Annotated in this window: 19 protein-coding genes; 8 read left to right on the forward strand and 11 right to left on the reverse strand. The window is 68.4% G+C overall.

Annotated features, from left to right (window positions below; all coding sequences use genetic code 11):
- Positions 1–33: 33 nt before the first annotated feature.
- Positions 34–2,340, forward strand: a complete 2,307-nt coding sequence (gene glgX / locus A5767_RS11910; RefSeq protein WP_064852382.1) for a glycogen debranching protein GlgX — start codon at positions 34–36, stop codon at positions 2,338–2,340.
- On the forward strand, positions 2,337–4,730 hold the full coding sequence (gene treY / locus A5767_RS11915; protein ID WP_082937678.1) for a malto-oligosyltrehalose synthase: 2,394 nt from the start codon (positions 2,337–2,339) through the stop codon (positions 4,728–4,730). The genes glgX and treY overlap by 4 nt, the downstream gene beginning before the upstream one ends.
- Here the strand turns inward: treY and A5767_RS11920 are convergent.
- Together A5767_RS11920 and A5767_RS11925 are read right to left on the reverse strand one after the other, a co-directional pair.
- Positions 4,727–5,239, reverse strand: coding sequence for a DUF2029 domain-containing protein (locus A5767_RS11920; protein WP_006554110.1), 513 nt, complete (start codon positions 5,237–5,239; stop codon positions 4,727–4,729). The two genes, treY and A5767_RS11920, sit on opposite strands and share 4 nt — an antisense overlap.
- An 8-nt stretch (positions 5,240–5,247) precedes the next feature.
- On the reverse strand, positions 5,248–5,457 hold the full coding sequence (locus A5767_RS11925; RefSeq protein WP_006554111.1) for a helix-turn-helix transcriptional regulator: 210 nt from the start codon (positions 5,455–5,457) through the stop codon (positions 5,248–5,250).
- 243 nt (positions 5,458–5,700) lie between these two features.
- On the opposite strand from A5767_RS11925, the gene A5767_RS11930 reads away from it, so the two are divergent.
- Positions 5,701–6,165 (forward strand): hypothetical protein, encoded by a 465-nt coding sequence (locus A5767_RS11930; protein WP_231913176.1) that lies wholly within the window; start codon positions 5,701–5,703, stop codon positions 6,163–6,165.
- 117 nt (positions 6,166–6,282) lie between these two features.
- Here the strand turns inward: A5767_RS11930 and A5767_RS11935 are convergent, their stop codons facing one another.
- Complete coding sequence (locus A5767_RS11935) at positions 6,283–6,768, reverse strand: TIGR00725 family protein (protein ID WP_006554113.1); 486 nt, start codon at positions 6,766–6,768, stop codon at positions 6,283–6,285.
- Positions 6,769–6,890: 122 nt separating this feature from the next.
- Between A5767_RS11935 and A5767_RS11940 the strand changes: the two genes are divergently transcribed.
- On the forward strand, positions 6,891–7,304 hold the full coding sequence (locus A5767_RS11940) for a YchJ family protein (protein ID WP_064852384.1): 414 nt from the start codon (positions 6,891–6,893) through the stop codon (positions 7,302–7,304).
- 10 nt (positions 7,305–7,314) lie between these two features.
- Here the strand turns inward: A5767_RS11940 and A5767_RS11945 are convergent, their stop codons facing one another.
- Positions 7,315–7,986, reverse strand: a complete 672-nt coding sequence (locus A5767_RS11945) for a TetR/AcrR family transcriptional regulator (RefSeq protein WP_006554115.1) — start codon at positions 7,984–7,986, stop codon at positions 7,315–7,317.
- Between the two features lie 110 nt (positions 7,987–8,096).
- Between A5767_RS11945 and treZ the strand changes: the two genes are divergently transcribed.
- Both treZ and A5767_RS11955 read left to right on the forward strand, forming a co-directional pair.
- Positions 8,097–9,845, forward strand: a complete 1,749-nt coding sequence (treZ, locus tag A5767_RS11950) for a malto-oligosyltrehalose trehalohydrolase (RefSeq protein ID WP_039585198.1) — start codon at positions 8,097–8,099, stop codon at positions 9,843–9,845.
- 87 nt (positions 9,846–9,932) lie between these two features.
- A complete protein-coding gene (locus A5767_RS11955) occupies positions 9,933–10,208 on the forward strand; it encodes a hypothetical protein (protein WP_019289739.1) in 276 nt (91 codons plus the stop codon).
- A gap of 35 nt (positions 10,209–10,243) precedes the next feature.
- On the opposite strand, the gene ilvA is transcribed toward A5767_RS11955, so the two are convergent.
- Entirely contained in the window at positions 10,244–11,569 is a 1,326-nt protein-coding gene (ilvA, locus tag A5767_RS11960) for a threonine ammonia-lyase IlvA (protein WP_019289740.1), read from the reverse strand.
- Between the two features lie 119 nt (positions 11,570–11,688).
- The gene (locus tag A5767_RS11965; RefSeq protein WP_064852385.1) at positions 11,689–12,132 is read right to left on the reverse strand and encodes a nitroreductase family deazaflavin-dependent oxidoreductase; all 444 of its coding nucleotides are present in this window, start codon (positions 12,130–12,132) and stop codon (positions 11,689–11,691) included.
- 138 nt (positions 12,133–12,270) lie between these two features.
- Here A5767_RS11965 and A5767_RS11970 point away from each other — a divergent pair, with 138 nt between their 5' ends.
- Entirely contained in the window at positions 12,271–12,498 is a 228-nt protein-coding gene (locus A5767_RS11970; RefSeq protein ID WP_006554120.1) for a hypothetical protein, read from the forward strand.
- Positions 12,499–12,564: 66 nt separating this feature from the next.
- Here the strand turns inward: A5767_RS11970 and dnaE are convergent, their stop codons facing one another.
- The 5 genes from dnaE to lspA form a co-directional block, all read right to left on the reverse strand.
- On the reverse strand, positions 12,565–16,101 hold the full coding sequence (gene dnaE, locus A5767_RS11975) for a DNA polymerase III subunit alpha (protein ID WP_019289741.1): 3,537 nt from the start codon (positions 16,099–16,101) through the stop codon (positions 12,565–12,567).
- A gap of 38 nt (positions 16,102–16,139) precedes the next feature.
- Entirely contained in the window at positions 16,140–17,081 is a 942-nt protein-coding gene (gene rarD / locus A5767_RS11980) for an EamA family transporter RarD (protein WP_442978756.1), read from the reverse strand.
- Positions 17,082–17,188: 107 nt separating this feature from the next.
- Positions 17,189–17,836, reverse strand: a complete 648-nt coding sequence (locus tag A5767_RS11985) for a hypothetical protein (RefSeq protein ID WP_006554123.1) — start codon at positions 17,834–17,836, stop codon at positions 17,189–17,191.
- Between the two features lie 3 nt (positions 17,837–17,839).
- Positions 17,840–18,748 (reverse strand): RluA family pseudouridine synthase, encoded by a 909-nt coding sequence (locus tag A5767_RS11990; RefSeq protein ID WP_174247134.1) that lies wholly within the window; start codon positions 18,746–18,748, stop codon positions 17,840–17,842.
- A gap of 14 nt (positions 18,749–18,762) precedes the next feature.
- On the reverse strand, positions 18,763–19,377 hold the full coding sequence (lspA, locus tag A5767_RS11995; RefSeq protein WP_064852386.1) for a signal peptidase II: 615 nt from the start codon (positions 19,375–19,377) through the stop codon (positions 18,763–18,765).
- 66 nt (positions 19,378–19,443) lie between these two features.
- Between lspA and A5767_RS12000 the strand changes: the two genes are divergently transcribed.
- Positions 19,444–20,400, forward strand: coding sequence for a hypothetical protein (locus tag A5767_RS12000; RefSeq protein WP_037216823.1), 957 nt, complete (start codon positions 19,444–19,446; stop codon positions 20,398–20,400).
- The last annotated feature ends 165 nt before the right edge of the window (positions 20,401–20,565 follow it).

A 20,565-nucleotide genomic window follows, 5' to 3' on the forward strand; every position in this document is an offset into this window, starting at 1 on the left:
GCCGGGACCGCCGGAAGACTACTGTTGGCGGGCATGGAGACCACCGAAGCGAGCGCCAGCGACGAGATGCCCGAGCCCCTGGAAGTGTGGCCGGGATCCCCTTATCCCCTCGGCGCGACCTACGACGGGGCGGGCACGAACTTTGCACTGTTCTCCGAGATCGCCGAGAAGGTCGAGCTGTGCCTGATCTCCCGTGACGGGACCGAGACCCGCATCCCGCTCGAGGAGGTGGACGGTTACGTCTGGCACGCCTACCTTCCGACGGTCTCCCCCGGCCAGCGTTACGGCTACCGCGTGCACGGTCCGTTCGATCCGGAGAACGGTCACCGGTGCGATCCGAGCAAGCTGCTCCTCGACCCGTACGGGAAGGCGTTCGACGGGTCGTTCGACGGCGACCCGTCGCTGTTCTCGTACCCGCTGCCCGGTTCCGAGCCCGTGGCCGACAGCGCCTCGGACGAGAGCACGGACGACACCGAGGACACCGACACCGAGGACACCGAGGACACCGACACCGGCGACGCCGTGTCCACCGACGACGCCGAGCCCGAGGCGATCGCGACGGGGCAGACCTCCGACGCCGCCGCAGAGCTTCCCGGCCTGGATTCGCTGGGCCACACCATGACGACCGTGGTGATCAACCCGTTCTTCGATTGGGCGACGGATCGTCATCCCCGCCGCCCCTACAACGAGACGGTCATCTACGAGGCCCACGTCAAAGGCATGACGGCCACGCATCCGGACGTCCCCGAACACATGCGGGGCACCTACGCCGGTCTCGCGCACCCGGCGCTCATCGACCATCTCCTCGATCTCGGCGTCACCGCGATCGAACTGATGCCCGTGCACCAGTTCATGCACGACCAGGTGCTGCTCGACCAGGGGCTGCGGAACTACTGGGGGTACAACACCTTCGGGTTCTTCGCGCCGCACGCCGAGTACTCGTCGTCGACCAAGCCGAGCGCCGTGGTCGCCGAGTTCAAGGCGATGGTGCGGGCCTTCCACGAGGCGGGCATCGAGGTGATCCTCGACGTGGTCTACAACCACACCGCCGAGGGGAACCATCTCGGTCCCACCATCTGCTTCCGCGGCATCGACAACGCCGCCTACTACCGCCTCGTCGACGACGACAAGGCCTACTACATGGACTACACGGGAACGGGCAACAGCCTCAACGCCCGTCACCCGCACACCCTGCAGCTGATCATGGACTCGCTGCGCTACTGGGTGACCGAGATGCACGTCGACGGCTTCCGGTTCGATCTCGCGTCGACCCTGGCGCGCGAGCTGCACGACGTCGACCGGCTGTCGGCCTTCTTCGATCTCGTCCAGCAGGATCCGGTGGTCTCGCAGGTCAAGCTCATCGCCGAGCCGTGGGATATCGGTGAGGGCGGTTACCAGGTGGGCAACTTCCCAGGTCAGTGGACGGAGTGGAACGGCAAGTACCGCGACACGGTCCGCGACTACTGGCGCGGCGAACCGGCCACCCTCGGCGAGTTCGCGTCGCGCCTGACCGGCTCGTCGGATCTGTACGAGGACACCGGCCGCCGTCCCGGCGCGTCGGTCAACTTCGTCACCGCCCACGACGGGTTCACCCTTGCGGATCTGGTGTCGTACAACGAGAAACACAATGATGCCAACGGCGAGGGCAATCGCGACGGTGAGTCGCACAACCGGTCGTGGAACTGCGGTGTGGAAGGCCCCACGGACGATCCCGAGGTCCTCGCGCTGCGCGGGCGCCAGCAGCGCAACATGCTCGCGACGCTGATCCTGTCGCAGGGCACGCCGATGCTCGCCCACGGCGACGAGTTCGGTCGCACCCAGCAGGGCAACAACAACGTGTACTGCCAGGACAACGAACTCTCGTGGGTGGACTGGTCGCTCGCCGAGTCCAACGCCGACCTGGTCGCGTTCACCCGCAACGTGATCGCGCTGCGCACCGACCACCCTGTCTTCCGGCGTCGCAGGTTCTTCGAGGGCCGACCCATCCGCAGCGGTGATCAGTCCCGCGACATCGCGTGGCTCACGCCGGCCGGCGACGAGATGATGCCCGAGGACTGGGACAGCGGTTTCGGCAAGTCGCTCGCGGTCTTCCTCAACGGCGAGGGCATCCCCGAACCCGATCAGCGGGGGCAGCGCGTCGTCGACGACTCGTTCCTGATGTGCTTCAACGCCCATCACGAACCGATCGAGTTCGTCACCCCCGACGGCCCGCACGCCGAGGAATGGACGGTCGCGCTCGACACCGACGTTCCCGACGGTCTGCGCGAGGAGACGGTCGTCGCCGGTAAGCCGGTCCGGGTGCAGGCACGCTCGGTTCTGGTGCTCCGGAAGACCCGGTGACCACCGGCGGTACGGAGTCGGCAGGTGTGAACGGCGCCGGCGCGGGGAATACTGCGCCGGTGTTGTCCACCTACCGACTCCAGATGCGCGGCGACGAGTGCACCTTCGCCGACGCCGTCGCCCTGCTCGACTACCTCGACGCCCTGGGTGTCTCGCACGTCTACCTCTCCCCCGTCCTCAGCGCGACGATCGGATCCACCCACGGATACGACGTGGTCGATCCCGGCACGGTCTCCGAGTCGCTCGGGGGACGCGAGGGTCTGGAACGGTTGTCGCGGGAGGCACGCGCACGGGGCATGGGGCTGGTCGTCGACATCGTCCCCAACCATGTCGGGGTGGCCGACCCACGTCAGAACGCGTGGTGGTGGGACGTCCTGAAGCACGGCTCCGGATCGCGCTACGCGTCGTTCTTCGATCTCGACCTCGCTGGTGACAACGGTGTGGACGGTCGGATCGCTCTGCCGGTGCTCGGATCGGACGACGCGGTGCAGGAGCTGACCGTCGACCGCTCCGGCGACGAGCCGATGCTCGCCTACTACGGCAAGCGATTCCCGATCGCTCCCGGGACCGACGAGGGCACCGGTGAGGAGGTCCACGCGCGGCAGGCCTACCGGCTCGTGGCGTGGAACTCGGGGTTGATCGGATACCGCCGCTTCTTCACCGTCGACGATCTCGCCGCGGTGCGGGTGGAGGATCCCGCGGTGTTCGACGCGACGCACGAGCAGGTCGCGTCGTGGATCGCCGACGATCTGGTCGACGGGATCCGCGTCGACCATCCGGACGGTCTCGCCGATCCGGCCGGTTATCTCGCGCGCCTGCGCGAGGTGATCGGCCCCGAGCGGTGGCTCGTGATCGAGAAGATCCTCGGCGATGCCGAACCGCTGGATGCGACGCTGCCGGTGGACGGCACCACCGGCTACGACGCACTCGGCGAACTGTCGACGGTGTTCGTCGATCCGGCCGGCGAGTCGGAGCTGAACGCCCTGTCGCGCAGGTTCACCGGCGCCGAAGGCGACGCGCCGTGGCTGCACGCCCGCGAACACGACCTCAAACGATCGGTGCTCGGCAGCGGGCTCGCGCCGGAGGTGCGCCGCCTCGTGCGGGCGATCCGACGCGAGACCGGCGACACCGGCTGCGACGACGCGGCGCTGCGCGAGGCCGTGATGGCAGTCGCCGCACAGCTTCCCGTCTACCGCGCCGACTACGCGCCGCTCGCGACCCTGGTGCCGCGCATCGTCGGCGACCTCGCGCGGACGCAACCCGCGCTCGATCCTGCGCTCGCGGTGTTCGCCCGGGCGATGGCCCTCGGCGGTGAGGCCGCGTCCCGCTTCGGCCAGGTGTGCGGTGCCGCGACGGCCAAGGCGGTCGAGGACTGCCTGTTCTATCGGGCGGCGCGGCTGATCTCGCTGCAGGAGGTGGGCGGGCAACCCGGCCGTTTCTCGGCCACCCCGGCCGAGTTCCACCTCGCGTGGACCCAGCGGGCACGGCACTGGCCGCGGGCGATGACCACCCTGTCGACCCACGACACCAAACGCAGCGAGGACGTCCGGGCGCGGATCGGTGTGCTCTCGCAGGTCGCCGACGTGTGGTCCCGTCGGCTCGGGCAGTGGAACGAGTCGGCGCCCGCACCGGATCCGGCGATCGGACTGTTCCTGTGGCAGACCCTGTTCGGAGTCTGGCCGCTCGACGGAGTGGTGACCGACGAACTGCGCGAACGGGTACATGCCTACGCGCAGAAGGCGCTGCGCGAGAACGGAACCCGCACCACGTGGACCGAGGTCGACGAGGAATTCGAGACCGCGGTGGGCAGCTGGCTGGACGCGGTGATCGACGGACCGGTCGCGGGTGAGCTCACCGCTTTCGTGACCGAGGTCGAACCGCACGTCGCGGCCGTCTCGTGCGGCCAGAAACTGTTGCAACTGCTCGGCCCCGGCGTCCCCGACGTCTATCAGGGCACCGAACTGTGGGACGACTCGCTCGTCGATCCGGACAACCGGCGGGCGGTGGAGTTCGACGTCCGACGGCGGCTGCTCGATGCCCCTGATTCGGCGCCGGCGAAGTTCACGATCGTGCGCACCGCGCTCCGGTTGCGCCGCGAACGACCGGCGAGCTTCGTCGGCGGGGCGTACGTTCCGGTCCTCGCCACCGGCCCGGCCGCCGAGCACCTGCTCGCGTTCGGCCGCGGTCCGGCGCCGGACGACCTCGATGTCCTCGCGGTGGCCTCCCGCCGCACCGTGGCGCTGTCGCGTTCGGGGTGGAAGGACACGACCGTCGACCTGCCGGACGGCGACTGGTCGGATGCCCTGACCGGACGCTCCTTCACCGGTCGGGTGCGGGTCGCCGATCTGCTCGACTCCCAGCCGGTCGCAGCACTCGTCCGCGCGCGTTAGTCCTCGAGCGCGTCGAGCGCTTCCTCCGCGTCGAGCCGGCGCTGGGTGCGTCGCCGACTCCAGGCGAGAACCAGTCCTGCGAGGACGATGACGACCGCCGCGCCGACGACCCGTCCCGCCCAGGTCGCGGCGTCGTTCTCGAAAGGATGGCTCTCGTAACGCAGGCGGAGGAAGATGCCGGCGACGCCGACGAGATAGAGCGCGGCGGCGGCGGCACTGCGGGGTCGCCACAGTTTCGCGGTGGCGTACAGGTCGACGTCGCGTTGCCGCGCGTACAACTGGGTCACGATTGACACGACGAACCAGGCCACGAGGATGCCCAGTGCCGTCCACGCCCCGGGCCGGCCGGCGAGCCACGGGAGCAGCGCCGCCGCCACCAGCGCGATCCACAGGGACAACTGGAATCCCACCGCCGATGCTTCGTTCCAGACGTCTCGCTGACGTTCGTCGCGGTAGAATTCGTCGTCCAGATCGCCGATGAAGCGCGCGGTTTTCACGAAGACCGTCATGAGGGCTCCTAGGTGGTGAGCGGGAACAGTTCCTCGACCGTGCTGTCGAGTGTGAGGGCGAGACGCAGGGCGAGGTACACGCTGGGCGCGTAGTCACCCTTCTCCGTCGAGACGATGCTCTGTCTGCTGACGCCGACCGCGTCGCCGAGCGCGGCCTGGGTGAGTCCCGCTTTCTTGCGGAATTCGCGGACCCGGTTGCTCCTCGGTGTGTCGGTCACACCAAAAGTAAACTCTGCTTGTCATTCAATGTCAAGCATTCTTGTCATTTTCGATTCCCGAACCACCCCGGCACACCCGTCGGGCCGGACATGCAATCACCCCTCGGCGTAGTCGATCACGAAGTAGAGAATTACATTCTCACGGTCGAAGGTCCTTGGTTTACGTTCTCGAGCACGGAAAATCTAGTCCTCATCGCGAGCGCCGTCGCCGGCAGGACTTTGCGCAGTCAGGGAGAGGTTTCGATGAAGGCCGAAGACATGGTGATGATCAGCATCGACGACCACGTCGTCAACCAGTCCCGGACCGGCACCAGCTTCCTGCCGGCCGGCATGAGCCCGACGGACGTGTGGCGCAAGAACTTCCTCGCCTGCTACATCACCGAACCGAGCGGACTGAACAACCGTCACCGGCTCGGCGTCGACACCATCGCGTGGGAATGCGACTACCCGCACTCCGACTCGACGTGGCCGAACTCCCCCGAGATGCTCGAGGAGGAACTCGACGCATGCGAATGCACCGACGAGGAGATCGACAAGATCACCTTCGCCAACACCGCGAAGTTCTTCGACTGGGATCCCTTCGAGCACATCCCGTGTGAGGAGGCCACCGTCGACGCCCTGCGCGCCCGCGCCACCGACGTCGACATCAGCGAGACGTCCCAGGAGGAGTACCGCCGCCGTTACGAGCTCACCAACTCCGGCTCGTAGATTCCTGCTCCACAGGAGCCCACAACAGACGATGCCCGCCGATCCGGATCGGCGGGCATCGTCGCGTCTACGGTGTCGTGCCTACTGCGTCGTGCTTACTGCGTCGTCACGGTCGGCTCACATCGGGTCCTTGCGCCACAACAGTGCGTGCAGGCACTCGACGGCCTCGGCGGGCGATTCGACGTCGAGCACTCCGGCGGCGGGCATCCGCCAACCGCCGATCGCGATCACCGGGACACCGATGCGGACCGCGAGCGCGATCTCGCTCATGGTGCCCCAGCTTCCACCCACCGCGATCAACGCGTCGCTGCTGCGCACGAGCAGCGCGTTGCGCATCTCTCCGAGGCCCGTGGGAACGGCCACCGTCAGATAGGGATTGCCCTCGGCACGGTCGTCTCCGGGCAGCAGGCCGAGGGTCGTCCCACCGGCTTCCACAGCGCCACGGCAGGCTGCCGCCATCACCCCACCGAGACCGCCGGTGACCACGACGGCCCGGCGTCCGGCGAGGAGTCCCCCGACCTGGCGGGCGAGGCGTCGCTGTTCGGGCGTGGCTTCACCCGGCCCCACGACCCCGACATAGCGCTGCGCATTCATGTCCGGCATTCTGCATCACGGAGCGCTCCGGAGCGCGCGGTCCGAGAACATCATTCACGCCCGGCATCGTCCGCTCCCGCTCTGACCGCCCCGAGGCCGGGCGATCGAGCCCATCGGGGGAGACTGTGGCCATGAGCAGAGCCGACCGCAGCACCGACACCCGCCCGGATTCCCCGTGCCCGTGCGGTCGCGGCGTTCCCCTGTCCGAATGCTGCGGGCCGCTGCTGGCAGGTGCGAGCGCGCCCACCGCCGAACGGCTGATGCGTGCGCGGTACACGGCATTCGCGACGCGCGATGCGGCGCACCTGCTGCGCACCTGGCACCCGTCCACCCGTCCGCGCTCGATCGAGTTCGACCCCGGTCAGCGCTGGACGGGGCTCGAGGTCCTGCACATCACCGGAGGCGGATTCCTGCATACGACCGGCACGGTGGACTTCCGCGCGCACTGGACGGCGGACGGGGTGCCCGACTCGATGCGCGAGCACAGCCGGTTCGTGCGGGAGGACGGCGAGTGGCTCTACCTCGACGACTGCGGCGACGACTGAACCGACTCCGTCACGGCGCCGTTCGTCGCAACAGCGTCGCGCGCAGCGTTCCCGAGAGCCACTGACGGTACTGGTCGACGTCCCATCCGCGGTCTCGCCTCAGCAGCGCGTGCACCTGTGGGGAACTCAGGGTGAACAGGACATCGGCCGCGTGCTCGACGGTGACGTCCTCGCGCAGCCAGCCGGCATGTTCGAGTCCTTCCGCGAGGGTGCGGGCGTTCTCGGCCGTCGCCTTCGCGTCGTCCGCGGCGAAACGACGCATGTCGGGGTCCGCCCCCGATGATTCCACGGAGGTCATGAGCAGCCCGCCCGCGCGTTCGAGCATCGCGGTGCCGTAGCGGACCACCTGCTCGACCACGAGGTCGACGTGCGAGACCACGCCGCCGGCATGGGACGGTTCCGGATCTGTCGCCTCGCTCGCGCGCGGATCGCCGTCGCCGGCCACCGCGTGATCGAGCGCCTCGCGGAAGATCTCCGCCTTGCCGCCGGGGAAGGCGGTGAACACCGTCCGCACCGCCACACCCGCTTCGTCCGCGATGTTCTTGACGGTGGTGCTGACGTAGCCGTCGCGAACGAACAGCCGCGCCGCGGCGTCGCGGATCGTCTCGCGGGTTCGGCGGGCCGCTTCCTCCCGCAACGGCGAGGTGTACCGTCGGCGGGCTCGCTCGGGATTCGGGTTCACTCCCCCAGTATCGAGTGCATTGCAGCTGCAACAAAATTGACGCGCGGTAGGGTGGTACGCCGGTGGCGCCATCCCCTGCACCGACGCCTCCGACACGGCATGCTGGTCGAGTGCACACCTTCGAGGTCTGGGCTCCGATCCCGTCGTCCGTCCGACTGTTCGCCGACGGACGGTTCCACGACATGCAACGCGGCGACGACGGCTGGTGGCGCACCACCGTCGGCGTCGCTCCCGACACCCGATACGGTTTCGTGCTCGACGACGACACCGGGACGGTCCTTCCCGACCCGCGATCTCCGCGGCAGCCGGAGGGCGTGCACGAGCCGTCGCAGCTCCACGTGCTCGACGAGACGAAGTGGACCGACCACGGCTGGACCGGCCGGCAACTGACAGGAAGCATCGTCTACGAGATGCACGTGGGGACCTTCACCCCCGAGGGCACACTCGACTCGGCGATCGACCGTCTCGACGAACTCGTGGACCTCGGTGTCGAGTTCGTCGAACTCATGCCGCTCAACGCGTTCAACGGCACCCACGGATGGGGCTACGACGGCGTGCTCTGGTACGCGGTGCACGAACCCTACGGTGGCCCCGATGCCCTGCAGCGTTTCGTCGACGCCGCCCACGCGCGCGGACTGGCGGTGGCACTCGACGTCGTCTACAACCATCTCGGTCCGTCGGGGAACTATCTGGGCCGCTTCGGTCCCTATCTCTCCGCGGCCCCGGGAATCTGGGGCGACAACATCAACCTCGACGGTCCCGGATCCGGGGAGGTGCGCCGGTACATCCTCGACAATGCGCTGCGCTGGTTCCGCGACTTCCACATCGACGCCCTCCGGCTCGACGCCGTGCACGCGCTGATCGACCACACCGCCACACACCTCCTCGAGGAACTGTCGGTCGAGACGTTCCGCCTGTCCGCCCATCTCGGCCGCCCCCTGTCGTTGATCGCCGAATCGGACCTCAACGATCCGAAGCTGATCACTCCCCGGCCCGGCGGTGGATACGGACTGCACGCGCAGTGGGCCGACGACGTCCACCACGCGATCCACGCGGCGGTGTCCGGTGAACGGCAGGGCTACTACGGCGACTTCGGTTCGCTGGACTGCCTCGCGTACACGCTCGGGCACGGCTTCTTCCACGCCGGGACGTATTCGAGCTTCCGCGGCCGGGTCCACGGGCGCCCGCTCGACACCCGGCGCACGCCGGCGAGCGGTCTGGTCGCCTACACCTGCACGCACGATCAGGTCGGCAACCGGGCGCTCGGCGACCGGCCGGGTGCCTATCTCGAGCCCGGTCAGCTCGCCCTCAAGGCGGCGCTCGTGCTCACGTCCCCGTTCACGCCGATGTTGTTCATGGGCGAGGAGTGGGGTGCGAGCACACCCTTCCGGTACTTCACGTCGCATCCCGAACCGGAACTCGCCGCGGCCGTGGTCGAGGGTCGCCGGCGCGAGTTCGCCGAACACGGCTGGGACGCCGCCGACGTACCCGACCCGCAGGCTCCGGAGACCTTCATCGGCTCGAAGCTGCGCTGGGACGAACGCGACGAGGGCGGGCACGCCCGGTTGCTGGAGTGCTACCGCGCGCTCATCGCGCTCCGGCGGGACCGTGCCGAGCTCACCGATCCCTGGCTCGAGCACGTGCACGTGACGTACGACGAGGACGAGAAATGGCTCGTCGTGCACCGCGGGGCGCTGCGCGTGGCGTGCAATCTCGGACCCGACCCCGTCACCGTGCCGGTCGGCGGGAAACCACTGCTCTGGTGGGACGAACCGGTGGTCAACCGTACCGAGTCCGCAGTGTTGATCCCGGGCTGGTCCTTCGCGATCCTGGAGGCTCCCGAGATGCCCCGCCGATAACGTTCGTCAGGCGAAAAAAGTCGTTGATTATGCCACGAGTGGGCGAGTACCGTCTCAAGTACCGTCGAATTCTCGAGGTGAATCACCATGCAACCCAAGAAGATTCTGGCGAGTGTATTCCTCAGCACCGCCCTCGTCCTCGCTCCCGCCGGAGTCGCATCGGCGACCCCCACCGTCGACACAGCACCCGGGATCGTGAATGTCAGCGGAGGACACGACGACCACGGAAAGTACGACCACCACGATCACGACAAGAACTACAACCATCACGACAAGAAGTACGACCGCGACCATCACCGGAACCACTACTGGCGGCCCGACTGCTATTGGTGGGGCCCATGGCTGGTGTGCAATCGCTGGTGACCGCACACCAACCGTGACGTGACCGGGCCACCCGGTTACGTCAGATAACGGTAGGCCGGCGACCCCGGCTCGAGTCGCTGCGCGTCGATCGGCGACGCGTCCATGCGATTGAGCAGAGCCGAAAGGTCTTCCGCGGCACCCAGTTCGATACCGACGAGGGCAGCGCCGGTCTCCCGGTTGTTGCGCTTGACGTACTCGAACAGGGTGATGTCGTCGTCCGGTCCGAGGACTTCGTCCAGGAACCGCCGCAGTGCGCCGGGCTCCTGGGGGAAGTCCACGAGGAAATAGTGTTTGAGCCCGCGGTGGACGAGCGACCGCTCGATGATCTCGCCGTAGCGTGAGACGTCATTGTTGCCGCCCGACACCAGGCACACCACGTTCGCTCCGGGCTGCACCGAGATCGACTCGAGGGCAGCGACCGACAGGGCGCCGGCGGGCTCGGCGATGATGCCCTCGTTCTGGTACAGATCGAGCATCGTGGTGCACAGCGCACCCTCGTCGATCTGGGTCATCCCGAACGGGGCCCGGCCGAGCCCCTCCCGGCGCAGCGTAGCCACGAGCGGCAGGCTCGAATGGGACACGACCTCGGCACCGAGTTCGGAGACCACGGCGTAGGGGACGTCGCCGATCCGCTTGACCGCAGCGCCGTCGACGAACGGCTCGACCTCCGGCAGCGTGACGGGACCGCTCGCGACCAGCGCGGCGGTCATCGACGCTGCACCCGCCGGCTCGACGCCGACGATCGACGTGCGTGGGGACCGCTCGCGCAGATAGGCGGCGACACCGGCGATGAGGCCGCCCCCGCCCACGGGGACGAGCACGACGTCGAGATCGCCGTCGAGCTGTTCGAGGACCTCGCGCGCGATGGTGCCCTGCCCGGCAGCGGTGCGGGCGTCGTCGAAGGGCGGGATCATCGTCGCACCGGTGCGGATCGCATCGTCGGCTGCCGCTGCGGCCGCGGCGTCGAAGGTGTCGCCGACACCGATGAGTTCGACGCTGTCGCCGCCGTGGACACGGATCCGATCGCGCTTCTGCTTGGGAGTGCGGGTGGGCACGTAGATCCGGCCCTGGATTCCCATCACCCGGCACGCGTAGGCGACACCCTGCGCGTGATTACCGGCGCTGGCCGTGACGACGCCCGCGGCGCGCTCGGCCGCGTCGAGCTGCGCCATGGCGTTGTACGCCCCACGGAGCTTGAAGGACCGCACCCGGGTGAGGTCCTCCCGCTTGAGGTAGACGTTGGCGCCTACGAGCGCCGAGAGTCGAGGGCTGCGCTCGAGCGGCGTTGGGTCGACCGCCTCCGAAATTCGCTCGGCAGCCGCATCGATGTCGGCCGCGCAGGGCACGGCGGTCAGAGTCATCGGTTCTGCTGTTCGCGAAGTGGAGGTCACCCGTCAATGCTGCCACTCCCCCGATTCGACCACCACGGCGGGATCCGCATCGAGGGGGTAGCAGCACAGTCCGTCCGAGCGTGCTCGGTCTACGGGCCTTCGACCGGTTCGAGAACGAAGACGGGGATCTCGCGGTCGGTCTTCTCCTGGTACTCCGCGTAGGGCGGGAACGCCTCGACGGCACGTTCCCACCACTGCGCCTTCTCCTCGCCGTGGACCTCGCGGGCGGTCATGTCCCACACCTCGGTGCGGTCCCTGACCTCGACGTGCGGGTTCGCGACGATGTTGTGGTACCAAACGGGATGCTTCGGTGCACCGCCGAGCGAGGCGACAGCGGCGTACCTACCCTCGTGCTCGACCCGCATGAGAGGGATCTTGCGGAGCTTGCCGGACTTGGCGCCGACCGTGGTCAGGATGATGACCGGTCGACCCTGGAGGGTGGTGCCGCGGGTTCCGCCCGACGACTCGTACTCCTCGACCTGCTTGGCGCTCCATTCGACGGGACTCGGTTCGTATTGTCCGTGCAGTGGCATACGGACCAGTCAACACAATCGTTGTAGCAGTCGCCGCCCGATCGTCGAGTTCGGTGGCCCGAACTCTTCCCTGCGCCTATCCTGAAGAAAGAATTCCGCCCGGCCTACAGTCGCTCGGCCTACAGGAGGTGCACCGCGATGTCCGTGCTCGACCCCCGGATACACCGTGAGCGCACCGACGGTGTGGACATCGCCGGCACGATCTGGCCCCTGTACAAGCTCGAAGCACTCGCGGCCGGTCTCCTGACCCTGCTCGTGGTCCTCGTCGTCACCACCAGCGCCCAGAGCGCCGTCATCGGTGCCGCTGCGGTCACCGTCGTCGTGTGGTGGGTCCGCAGGATCCAGCAGCACGCACTCCGTTCCTAGACGCACCGGCCGACCCCGGCTTCCCGCGCGGCGCTCACCGAAGGGCTCGCGCCGCGCGGCGGACCGCTAGGTGGCCAGGCAGCCCGGCCCGAGCAGGGCCTTGAGGTCGCCCATGAGCGCCGACGACGCTTCGACCCGCAGGCTGTCGTCGAGCTTGAGGACGGTGACCTTGCTGCCGGTGATGAGCCGCACGTGCACGTCGGACGAACCGGGATGGCGCGTGAGCACATTCTTGAGGGCACCGACCTTGTCGGGGGTGCACAACCGGGTGGGCATCGACACCGAGACCGGCTTCGCGACCCCGATCTGCGACAGGTCGGGGACAGCGAGATCGTTGGCGATCAGGGAGATCCGGTCGTCACGGATCGACACCCGGGCCTTGACCAGCACCACCGAGTCCTCCACGACGTCCATGCCGTAGACGGCGTAGGACTGCGGGAAGAACAGCACCTCGATGCCACCGGTGAGGTCCTCGAGCTGCGCGGACGCCCAGGCGAGACCGTTCTTGTTGATGCGTCGGTTCACCGAGGCGAGGATGCCGCCGACGGTGACCTGGCTGCCGTCCTTGAGCGCGCCTTCGAGGATCGCGGGGATCTGGGTGTCGGCCTGGGACGCGAGGACGTGCTCGACGCCGTTGAGCGGGTGCCCGGAGACGTACAGGCCGAGCATCTCCCGTTCGAGGGCGAGGCGGTGCTTGGTGTCCCATTCCTCCTCGGGGATGCGGACGTTGAACACCGCGGCGACGGACTCGTCGGCGTCGTCGCCGCCGAACAGGTCGAACTGGCCGATGGCCTCGGCCTTCTTCGTGCTCATCACCGCGTCGATCGCGTCGGCGTGGACGAGCATCAATCCCTTGCGCGGGTGTCCGAGCGAGTCGAATGCACCTGCCTTGATGAGGGATTCGGTGACCTTCTTCGAACACGCGACGGTGTCGATCTTGTTGAGATAGTCGGAGAAGTCGGTGTAGCGGCCCTTCTCCTCCCGCCCCTTGATGATCGAGGCGACCACGTTCGTGCCGACGTTGCGGACGGCGCCGAGGCCGAACCGGATGTCCTCACCCACCGACATGAAGTTGGTGTGCGACTCGTTGACGTCCGGCGGCAGCACCGTGATGCCCATCTTGCGGCAGTCGGACAGATAGACCGCGGCCTTGTCCTTGTCGTCGCCGACGGAGGTGAGCAGACCGGCCATGTACTCGGCCGGGTAGTTCGCCTTGAGGTAGGCGGTCCAGAACGAGACCAGGCCGTAGCCGGCGGCGTGCGACTTGTTGAACGCGTAACCGGCGAAGGGCAGAACGGTGTCCCACAGCGCGGTGATCGCCGCCTGCGAGAAGCCGTTGTCCTTCATGCCCTGCGCGAAGCCGTCGTAGGCCTCGTCGAGGATCTCCTTCTTTTTCTTACCCATCGCGCGACGCAGCAGGTCTGCCTGTCCGAGCGAGTAACCGGCCACCTTCTGAGCGATCTGCATGATCTGCTCCTGGTAGACGATCAGGCCGTAGGTGTCGGCGAGGATCTCCTTCAGCGGTTCCTCGAGCTCGGGGTGGATCGGCTTGACCTCTTGCCGCCCGTTCTTGCGGTCGGCGTAGTCGTTGTGCGCGTTCATGCCCATCGGGCCGGGGCGGTACAGTGCGAGCACCGCGACGATGTCCTCGAAGCCGGTGGGCTGCATGCGGCGCAGCAGGTCGCGCATGGCGCTGCCGTCGAGCTGGAACACGCCGAGCGTGTCGCCACGCGCGAGCAGTTCGTAGGTCGCCGGATCCTCCAGCGGGAGGGTGTCGAGGTCGAGATCGATCCCGCGGTTGACCTTGATGTTCTCGATCGCGTCGCCGATGACGGTGAGGTTGCGCAGACCGAGGAAGTCCATCTTCAGCAGGCCGATGGCCTCGCAGGACGGATAATCCCAGCCGGTGATGATCGCGCCGTCCTGCGCGCGCTTCCACAGCGGGATCGCGTCCATGAGCGGCTCGGACGACATGATCACCGCGCAGGCGTGGACGCCGGCGTTGCGGATCAGGCCCTCGAGCCCGAGCGCAGTGTCGTAGATCTTCTTGATGTCCGGGTTGGACTCGATCAGCTGACGAACCTCGGCGGCTTCCTTGTACCGCTCGTGACTCGGATCGGTGATACCCGAGACCGGGATGTCCTTCGCCATGATCGGCGGCGGAAGTGCCTTGGTGATCTGGTCGGCGATCGCGAATCCGGGCTGGCCGAACTGCACTCGCGCGGAGTCCTTGATCGCGGCCTTCGTCTTGATGGTGCCGAACGTGATGACCTGGGCGACCTTGTCGTTTCCCCACCGCTCGGTGGCGTAGCGCACCATCTCACCGCGGCGACGATCGTCGAAGTCGATATCGATATCGGGCATCGACACGCGCTCGGGGTTGAGAAACCGCTCGAACAGCAGACCGTGCGGGATCGGGTCGATGTTGGTGATGCCCATCGCGTAGGCGACGAGCGAACCGGCGGCCGAACCACGGCCGGGGCCGACGCGGATGCCGACCTCGCGGGCGTGGTTGATGAGGTCGCCGACGACGAGGAAGTAGGCGGGGAAGCCCATCTGGTTGATGACGCTGATCTCGTACTCGGCGCGCTCGACGTACTCGCGGGGCGGGCCGGCGGGGAAGCGACGGTCGAGGCCGCGCATGACCTCCTTGTGCAACCAGCTCGCCTGCGTCTCCCCTTCCGGCACCGGGAAGATCGGCATCCGGTCGCGGTGGGTCCACACGTCCTCGTAGGACTGCACGCGCTCGGCGATGAGCAGCGTGTTGTCGCACGCACCCGGCACCTCGCGGTCCCACTGCTCGCGCATCTCCTGCGCCGACTTGAGGTAATAGCCGTCGCCGTCGAACTTGAACCGGGTGGGATCGGAGAGGGTCTTACCGGTCTGGATGCACAGCAGCGCCTCGTGGTTCGCGGCCGCATCCTTGGTGACGTAGTGGCAGTCGTTGGTCACCAGCGGCGGGATGTCGAGCTTGCGGCCGATCTCGATCAGACCCTCGCGCACACGACGCTCGATGGACAGGCCGTGGTCCATCAGCTCGAGGAAGAAGTTGTCCTTGCCCCAGATCTCCTGCCACTTCGCGGCGGCTTCGAGCGCTTCGCGCTCGTGGCCGAGGCGCAGGCGCGTCTGGATCTCGCCCGACGGGCAGCCGGTCGTGGCGATGATGCCCTCGTGATGGTGGGCGATGAGCTCTTCGTCCATACGGGCCCACTTGCCGAGCTGACCCTCGATCGATGCGAGGGAGGACAGCTTGAACAGGTTCCGCAGGCCCGTCGAGTTCTCGGCGACCATCGTCATGTGGGTGTAGGCACCCGAGCCGGAGACGTCGTCGGACTTCTGGCCGGGATCACCCCACTGCACACGCTTGGTGGAAAAGCGCGACTCCGGCGCGACGTACGCCTCGATGCCGATGATCGGCTTGATGCCGAACTTCTTGGCGACGTTGTAGAACTCGCTGGCGCCGTACATGTTTCCGTGGTCGGTCATGCCCACGGCCGGCATCCCCAGCCGTTCGGCCTCCTTGAACAACGGTCCGACCTTCGCGGCACCGTCGAGCATCGAGTACTCGGTGTGGGTGTGCAGATGAACGAACGAGTCAGCCACGCGTGCCTCTCCCGGGATGTCTGTGGGCAGAGACGAGTCTAAGCCGCGCGAGGCTCCGCAGTGACCACGGCACGCTGACGACGGGCCCGCACGAGCGCGTCCGTGCTGTACACCGCCAGGGCGATCCAGATCAGGACGAAACCGATCCACCGCGAGGCGGGCATGTCCTCCCCGAGCACCACCACACCCCACATCATCTGCAGGCTCGGCGTGAGGTACTGCAGCATGCCGAGTGTCGCGAGCGGGACCCGTTGTGCGGCCGCGCCGAAGAGCAGCAGCGGCACTGCGGTCACCAGCCCCGCCGATACGAGCAGGGCCGTGTGATCCACGCCGTGCCCGAGGAAGGTGCCGGTGCCGGTCACCGCGAGGAAGATCACGTACCCGAGCGCAAACGGGGCCGCGACGATCCCCTCCCCTGTCAGGGACGTGCGCGGATCGAGCGGCACGATCTTCTTGATCACCCCGTAGGACGCGAAGGACAGCGCCAGGGTCAGGGCGATGATCGGCGGTCTGCCGTAGTCGACGGTGATGACCACCACCGCGCACACCGCGAGCACCAGCGCCGCGATCTGCGCCGGCCGCAATCGTTCCCGGAAGAACAGGACACCGAACACCACGCTGACGAGCGGGTTGATGAAGTAGCCGAGTGCGGTCTCCACGACCCGGCCCGAGACGACGCCGTAGATGTAGACGCCCCAGTTGACCGCGATCGCGGTGGACGCCGCGGCGACCAGGCCCCAGGTGCGGGCCGACAGGCCGCGCAGGGTGCGGAGGCGTCCCATGACGCCCAGTACGATCAGCATGAGCACGAGGGTCCACAGCACGCGGTGCGCGAGGATCTCGACGGCGCCGGCGGGTTCGAGCAGACCGAAGTAGGCGGGGAACAGTCCCGACAAACCGTAGGCACCCAGACCGCACAGCACCCCGGTGCGCACGATGTTCCGCTGCCCCGAGTCGTTCCGATCCTCCGAGTCGCTCACCGGCTCACCCTACGGCTCCGCCGGTGCGCTGTCGTTCCGAGACACTGTCTTTCCGAGACACTGTCTTTCCGAGACACTGTCGTTCCGAGACGGGATCCACCGCACCGTCACACTTCCCCGTCGTCCGGGCCGGGCACGACCGTCTCGACGTGGGTGGGCAGCAGCGGGGTCACCGCGAAGCGTCCCGCGATCGCGTCTGCGGGCAGGACCTCCACGGCCCGCACGTCCGGGGCGTCGGCGACGGCCCGGAACTGTGAGGGAGTACCCCGGAGCACCGCCGCGACGACGCAGTCGCAGCCGTCGGCGAGCCGCTGCGCGGAGACCGCCCCGACCCGCGCGGCGCGTTCGGTCCCGAACTCCACCAGGCTCAGCCGGCCCGCGGCGACCGAGGGGGCACGACGCACCGCCTCCGGGTTCTCCGGCACCGCGACCGGCACCAGTGGTGTCTGGACGCGGTCGATCGGGACGCGGAACAGCACCTGCGCCACGCGCACCTCGTCGGTGCGTTCGACTACCCGGTCGATGCCGACGGCGTCGGTGAAGGACACCAGTCCCCAGTGCTCGAGGTCTCCGTCCGTTGCCGCCTCGCTCAGGCTGTCCGCGGCCCGTGCCAGATAGTCGGCGACCGCTTCCCCGTTGTCGGGGCCGAGGGTGTCGCTCCCCACGGGGGCCGTCCGCGGCGGTGAGGTCCACCCGGCGACGAGCACCGCGACGACGAGAACGACGACCGACGCCCAGGGCAGGACACGTCCCATCGGTCAGGCGTTGCGCAACACGGCGAGCGCGTGTTCGAGATCCGGAGGGTACTTGCTGGTGATCTCGACCCAGTGCCCGCGCGTCGGGTGCGAGAACCCGAGGGTGCACGCGTGCAGCCACTGCCGTTCGAGACCGAGACGCGCCGCGAGACGTGGGTCGGCTCCGTAGGTGAGGTCGCCGCAGCAGGGGTGACGCAGTGCCGAGAAGTGCACCCGGATCTGATGGGTCCGACCGGTCTCGAGGTGGATGTCGAGCAGGCTCGCGGCCTGGAACGCCTCGATCGTGTCGTAGTGCGTCACGCTGGGTTTGCCGTCGGCGGTGACCGTGAACTTCCAGTCGCTGCTGCGGTGGCGGCCGATCGGTGCGTCGATGGTGCCGCTGCTCGGGTCGGGATGCCCCTGGACGAGCGCGTGGTACCGCTTGTCGACCGTGCGTTCCTTGAAGGCGCGCTTGAGGACGGTGTAGGCGCGTTCGGACGTCGCGACCACCATGACGCCGGAGGTGCCCACGTCGAGCCGGTGCACGATGCCCTGGCGTTCGTGGGCGCCGGACGTGGAGATCCGGTAGCCGGCGGCGGCGAGGCCGCCGATCACAGTCGGTCCGGTCCAGCCGACGCTCGCGTGGGCGGCGACACCCACGGGCTTGTCGACCGCGACGATGTCGTCGTCGGCGTAGAGGATCTCCATGCCCTCGACGGGCTGGGCCTCGATGGTCAGGGGGCGGGGCGGCTCGGGCAGTTCCACCTCGAGCCAGGAGCCTGCGGACAGTCGGTCGGACTTGCCCACCGCAGCGCCGTCGACCACGACGGCGCCCTCCTCGGTGAGCGTGGCGACCACGGTCCGGGACAGACCGAGCAGGCGCGCGAGGCCTGCATCGACACGCATCCCGTCGAGCCCGTCGGGTACGGGCATCGCGCGGGTTTCCCTCACTGGTGTGATTCCTTTCTCGTTTCGTCCGCACCCGGCGCTGCGTCCCGGCCCTTCGAGGCACCGCCGTCGGGTTCGACGCCGAAGACGGTCAGGGCCACGAGCAGGATTGCTCCGCACACGATGGCCGAGTCGGCGACGTTGAACACCGGCCACCATCCGACCGACACGAAGTCGACGACGTGGCCCTGCAGCGGTCCGGGCGAGCGGAACAGACGGTCGGTGAGATTGCCGAGCGCTCCCCCGAGGACGAGGGCGAGGCCGAGCGCCCACCACCTCGATCTCAGGGTCCGGCCGATCTTCACGACGCCGACGACGACGGCGATCGCGACCAGCGTGAGCAACCAGGTCATGCCCGTGGCCATGGAGAACGCGGCACCGGGATTGCGGACGAGTGTCAGGGTGACCGTGTCGCCGACGATCGAGATCGGATCGACTGGGTCGATGTAGTGGACGGCGAGCACCTTCGTCACCAGATCCGCGACGTAGACGACGAGCGCCACGAGCAGCAGCGGCCGCAGCATGCGGCGGCCGACGGAGGGGGACGGCTCGTCGGCACGACCGGGAACCGGCGTCTCCGCGTCGCGGTCGGGTCGGGAAGCTTCGTTCGTCACCGCTCCATCATCCCCTACCGGACGACCGCGGCGGTTCCCCCTCCCGTCGTGGCTACCCTGGGTGGCGTGCCTGCGCTGTCCAGATTCCCCCGCTCGGGGCCGTGTGCCCTCGCGGCTGTGCTGTCCCTCTCCGCTCTCGTCGCCGGTTGCGGTGGTCCTTCGGATGGCGCGCCCGCCGTCACGGCAGCGACATCGACGGAGGTGACGGTGCCGGTGTCGGCGGTGACCACGACAGTGCTCGACCCCGGTGCCGAACCCCGATCGGTGGTGCGGCTCGTACCGGAGGCCGGGGTGCAGCAGGGCGTCGTCCTCACCACCCGGTCCGAGGTCTTCCAGCGCGTCGGCGACGACCCGCAGCAGGACTTCTCCACTCCCGAGCTGACCCTTCCGCTCTCGGCGACGGTCGAGCGGGCGGTCTCCGACGAGGACCCGAGCACCGTGGTCGACATCACCGTCGGATCGGCGACGTCGCCGGACGAGACGCTCGGATCGGCACTGTCCGATGCCGAGGGTTCCGGAGCCGGACTGACGATCGGCCCCACCGGCGCGATCAGTGCGCTGCGCCTCGAGCCCACTCCCGATGCGGCGAATATCGCACGGTCGGCGATCGAGCAGGCCTTCTACCAGGCCGTCTATCGCATCGTCTCGTTCCCGGAGGAAGCCGTCGGGGTGGGCGCGGTGTGGGAGATCCACCAGCAGGTGATGAGCGCGGGCATCACCCTCGACCAGGTCGGGACGGCGACGCTCGTCGAGCGGGAGGACGACCGCATCACGGTCGACGTGAAGGTTGAACAGACACCGCGCGAGTCCACCTGGGTGCTGCCGAACGGGCAGGGCCGTCTCGACATCGAGCAGTACACGATGGCCGGTGAGGGGTCGATGACGATCGACGCGTCGCTCCCCCTGCCCGTCGGCGGGGAACTGACGGTGCGCGGCGATCAGACCTACGTCGAGCCGGACGGCGGAACGCGCCTGTCGCAGTCGCAGGTCGACCGGGTGGGCTGGAACACCCCGGATCAGTAGTGCGGGAGACGGACGAACACCGACGGGCGGCGGGGGGGGGGCGGGGCCGGTGGGGGGGGGGGGGGGGGGCGCGGGGACCGGGGCGGGGGGGGGGCGGGGGGGGGGGGGGGGGGGGGGGGGGGGGGGGGGCGGGCGGGGGGGGGTGGCGCGGGGCGGGGGGGGGGG

The sequence above is a fragment of the Rhodococcus sp. 852002-51564_SCH6189132-a genome, assembly GCF_001665495.1.
GTDB classification, from domain to species: domain Bacteria; phylum Actinomycetota; class Actinomycetes; order Mycobacteriales; family Mycobacteriaceae; genus Rhodococcus; species Rhodococcus pyridinivorans.

Coding starts and splice junctions, on each gene's coding strand:
- A5767_RS11955 (WP_019289739.1), top strand. CDS start 9,933: ATGCAACCCAAGAAGATTCTGGCGAGTGTATTCCTCAGCACCGCCCTC.
- A5767_RS11970 (WP_006554120.1), top strand. CDS start 12,271: ATGTCCGTGCTCGACCCCCGGATACACCGTGAGCGCACCGACGGTGTG.
- ilvA (WP_019289740.1), bottom strand. CDS start 11,569: ATGACTCTGACCGCCGTGCCCTGCGCGGCCGACATCGATGCGGCTGCC.
- A5767_RS11935 (WP_006554113.1), bottom strand. CDS start 6,768: ATGCCGGACATGAATGCGCAGCGCTATGTCGGGGTCGTGGGGCCGGGT.
- A5767_RS11965 (WP_064852385.1), bottom strand. CDS start 12,132: ATGCCACTGCACGGACAATACGAACCGAGTCCCGTCGAATGGAGCGCC.
- A5767_RS11990 (WP_174247134.1), bottom strand. CDS start 18,748: ATGCCCGTACCCGACGGGCTCGACGGGATGCGTGTCGATGCAGGCCTC.
- glgX (WP_064852382.1), top strand. CDS start 34: ATGGAGACCACCGAAGCGAGCGCCAGCGACGAGATGCCCGAGCCCCTG.
- A5767_RS11930 (WP_231913176.1), top strand. CDS start 5,701: ATGAAGGCCGAAGACATGGTGATGATCAGCATCGACGACCACGTCGTC.
- A5767_RS11940 (WP_064852384.1), top strand. CDS start 6,891: ATGAGCAGAGCCGACCGCAGCACCGACACCCGCCCGGATTCCCCGTGC.
- A5767_RS11985 (WP_006554123.1), bottom strand. CDS start 17,836: ATGGGACGTGTCCTGCCCTGGGCGTCGGTCGTCGTTCTCGTCGTCGCG.
- A5767_RS11920 (WP_006554110.1), bottom strand. CDS start 5,239: ATGACGGTCTTCGTGAAAACCGCGCGCTTCATCGGCGATCTGGACGAC.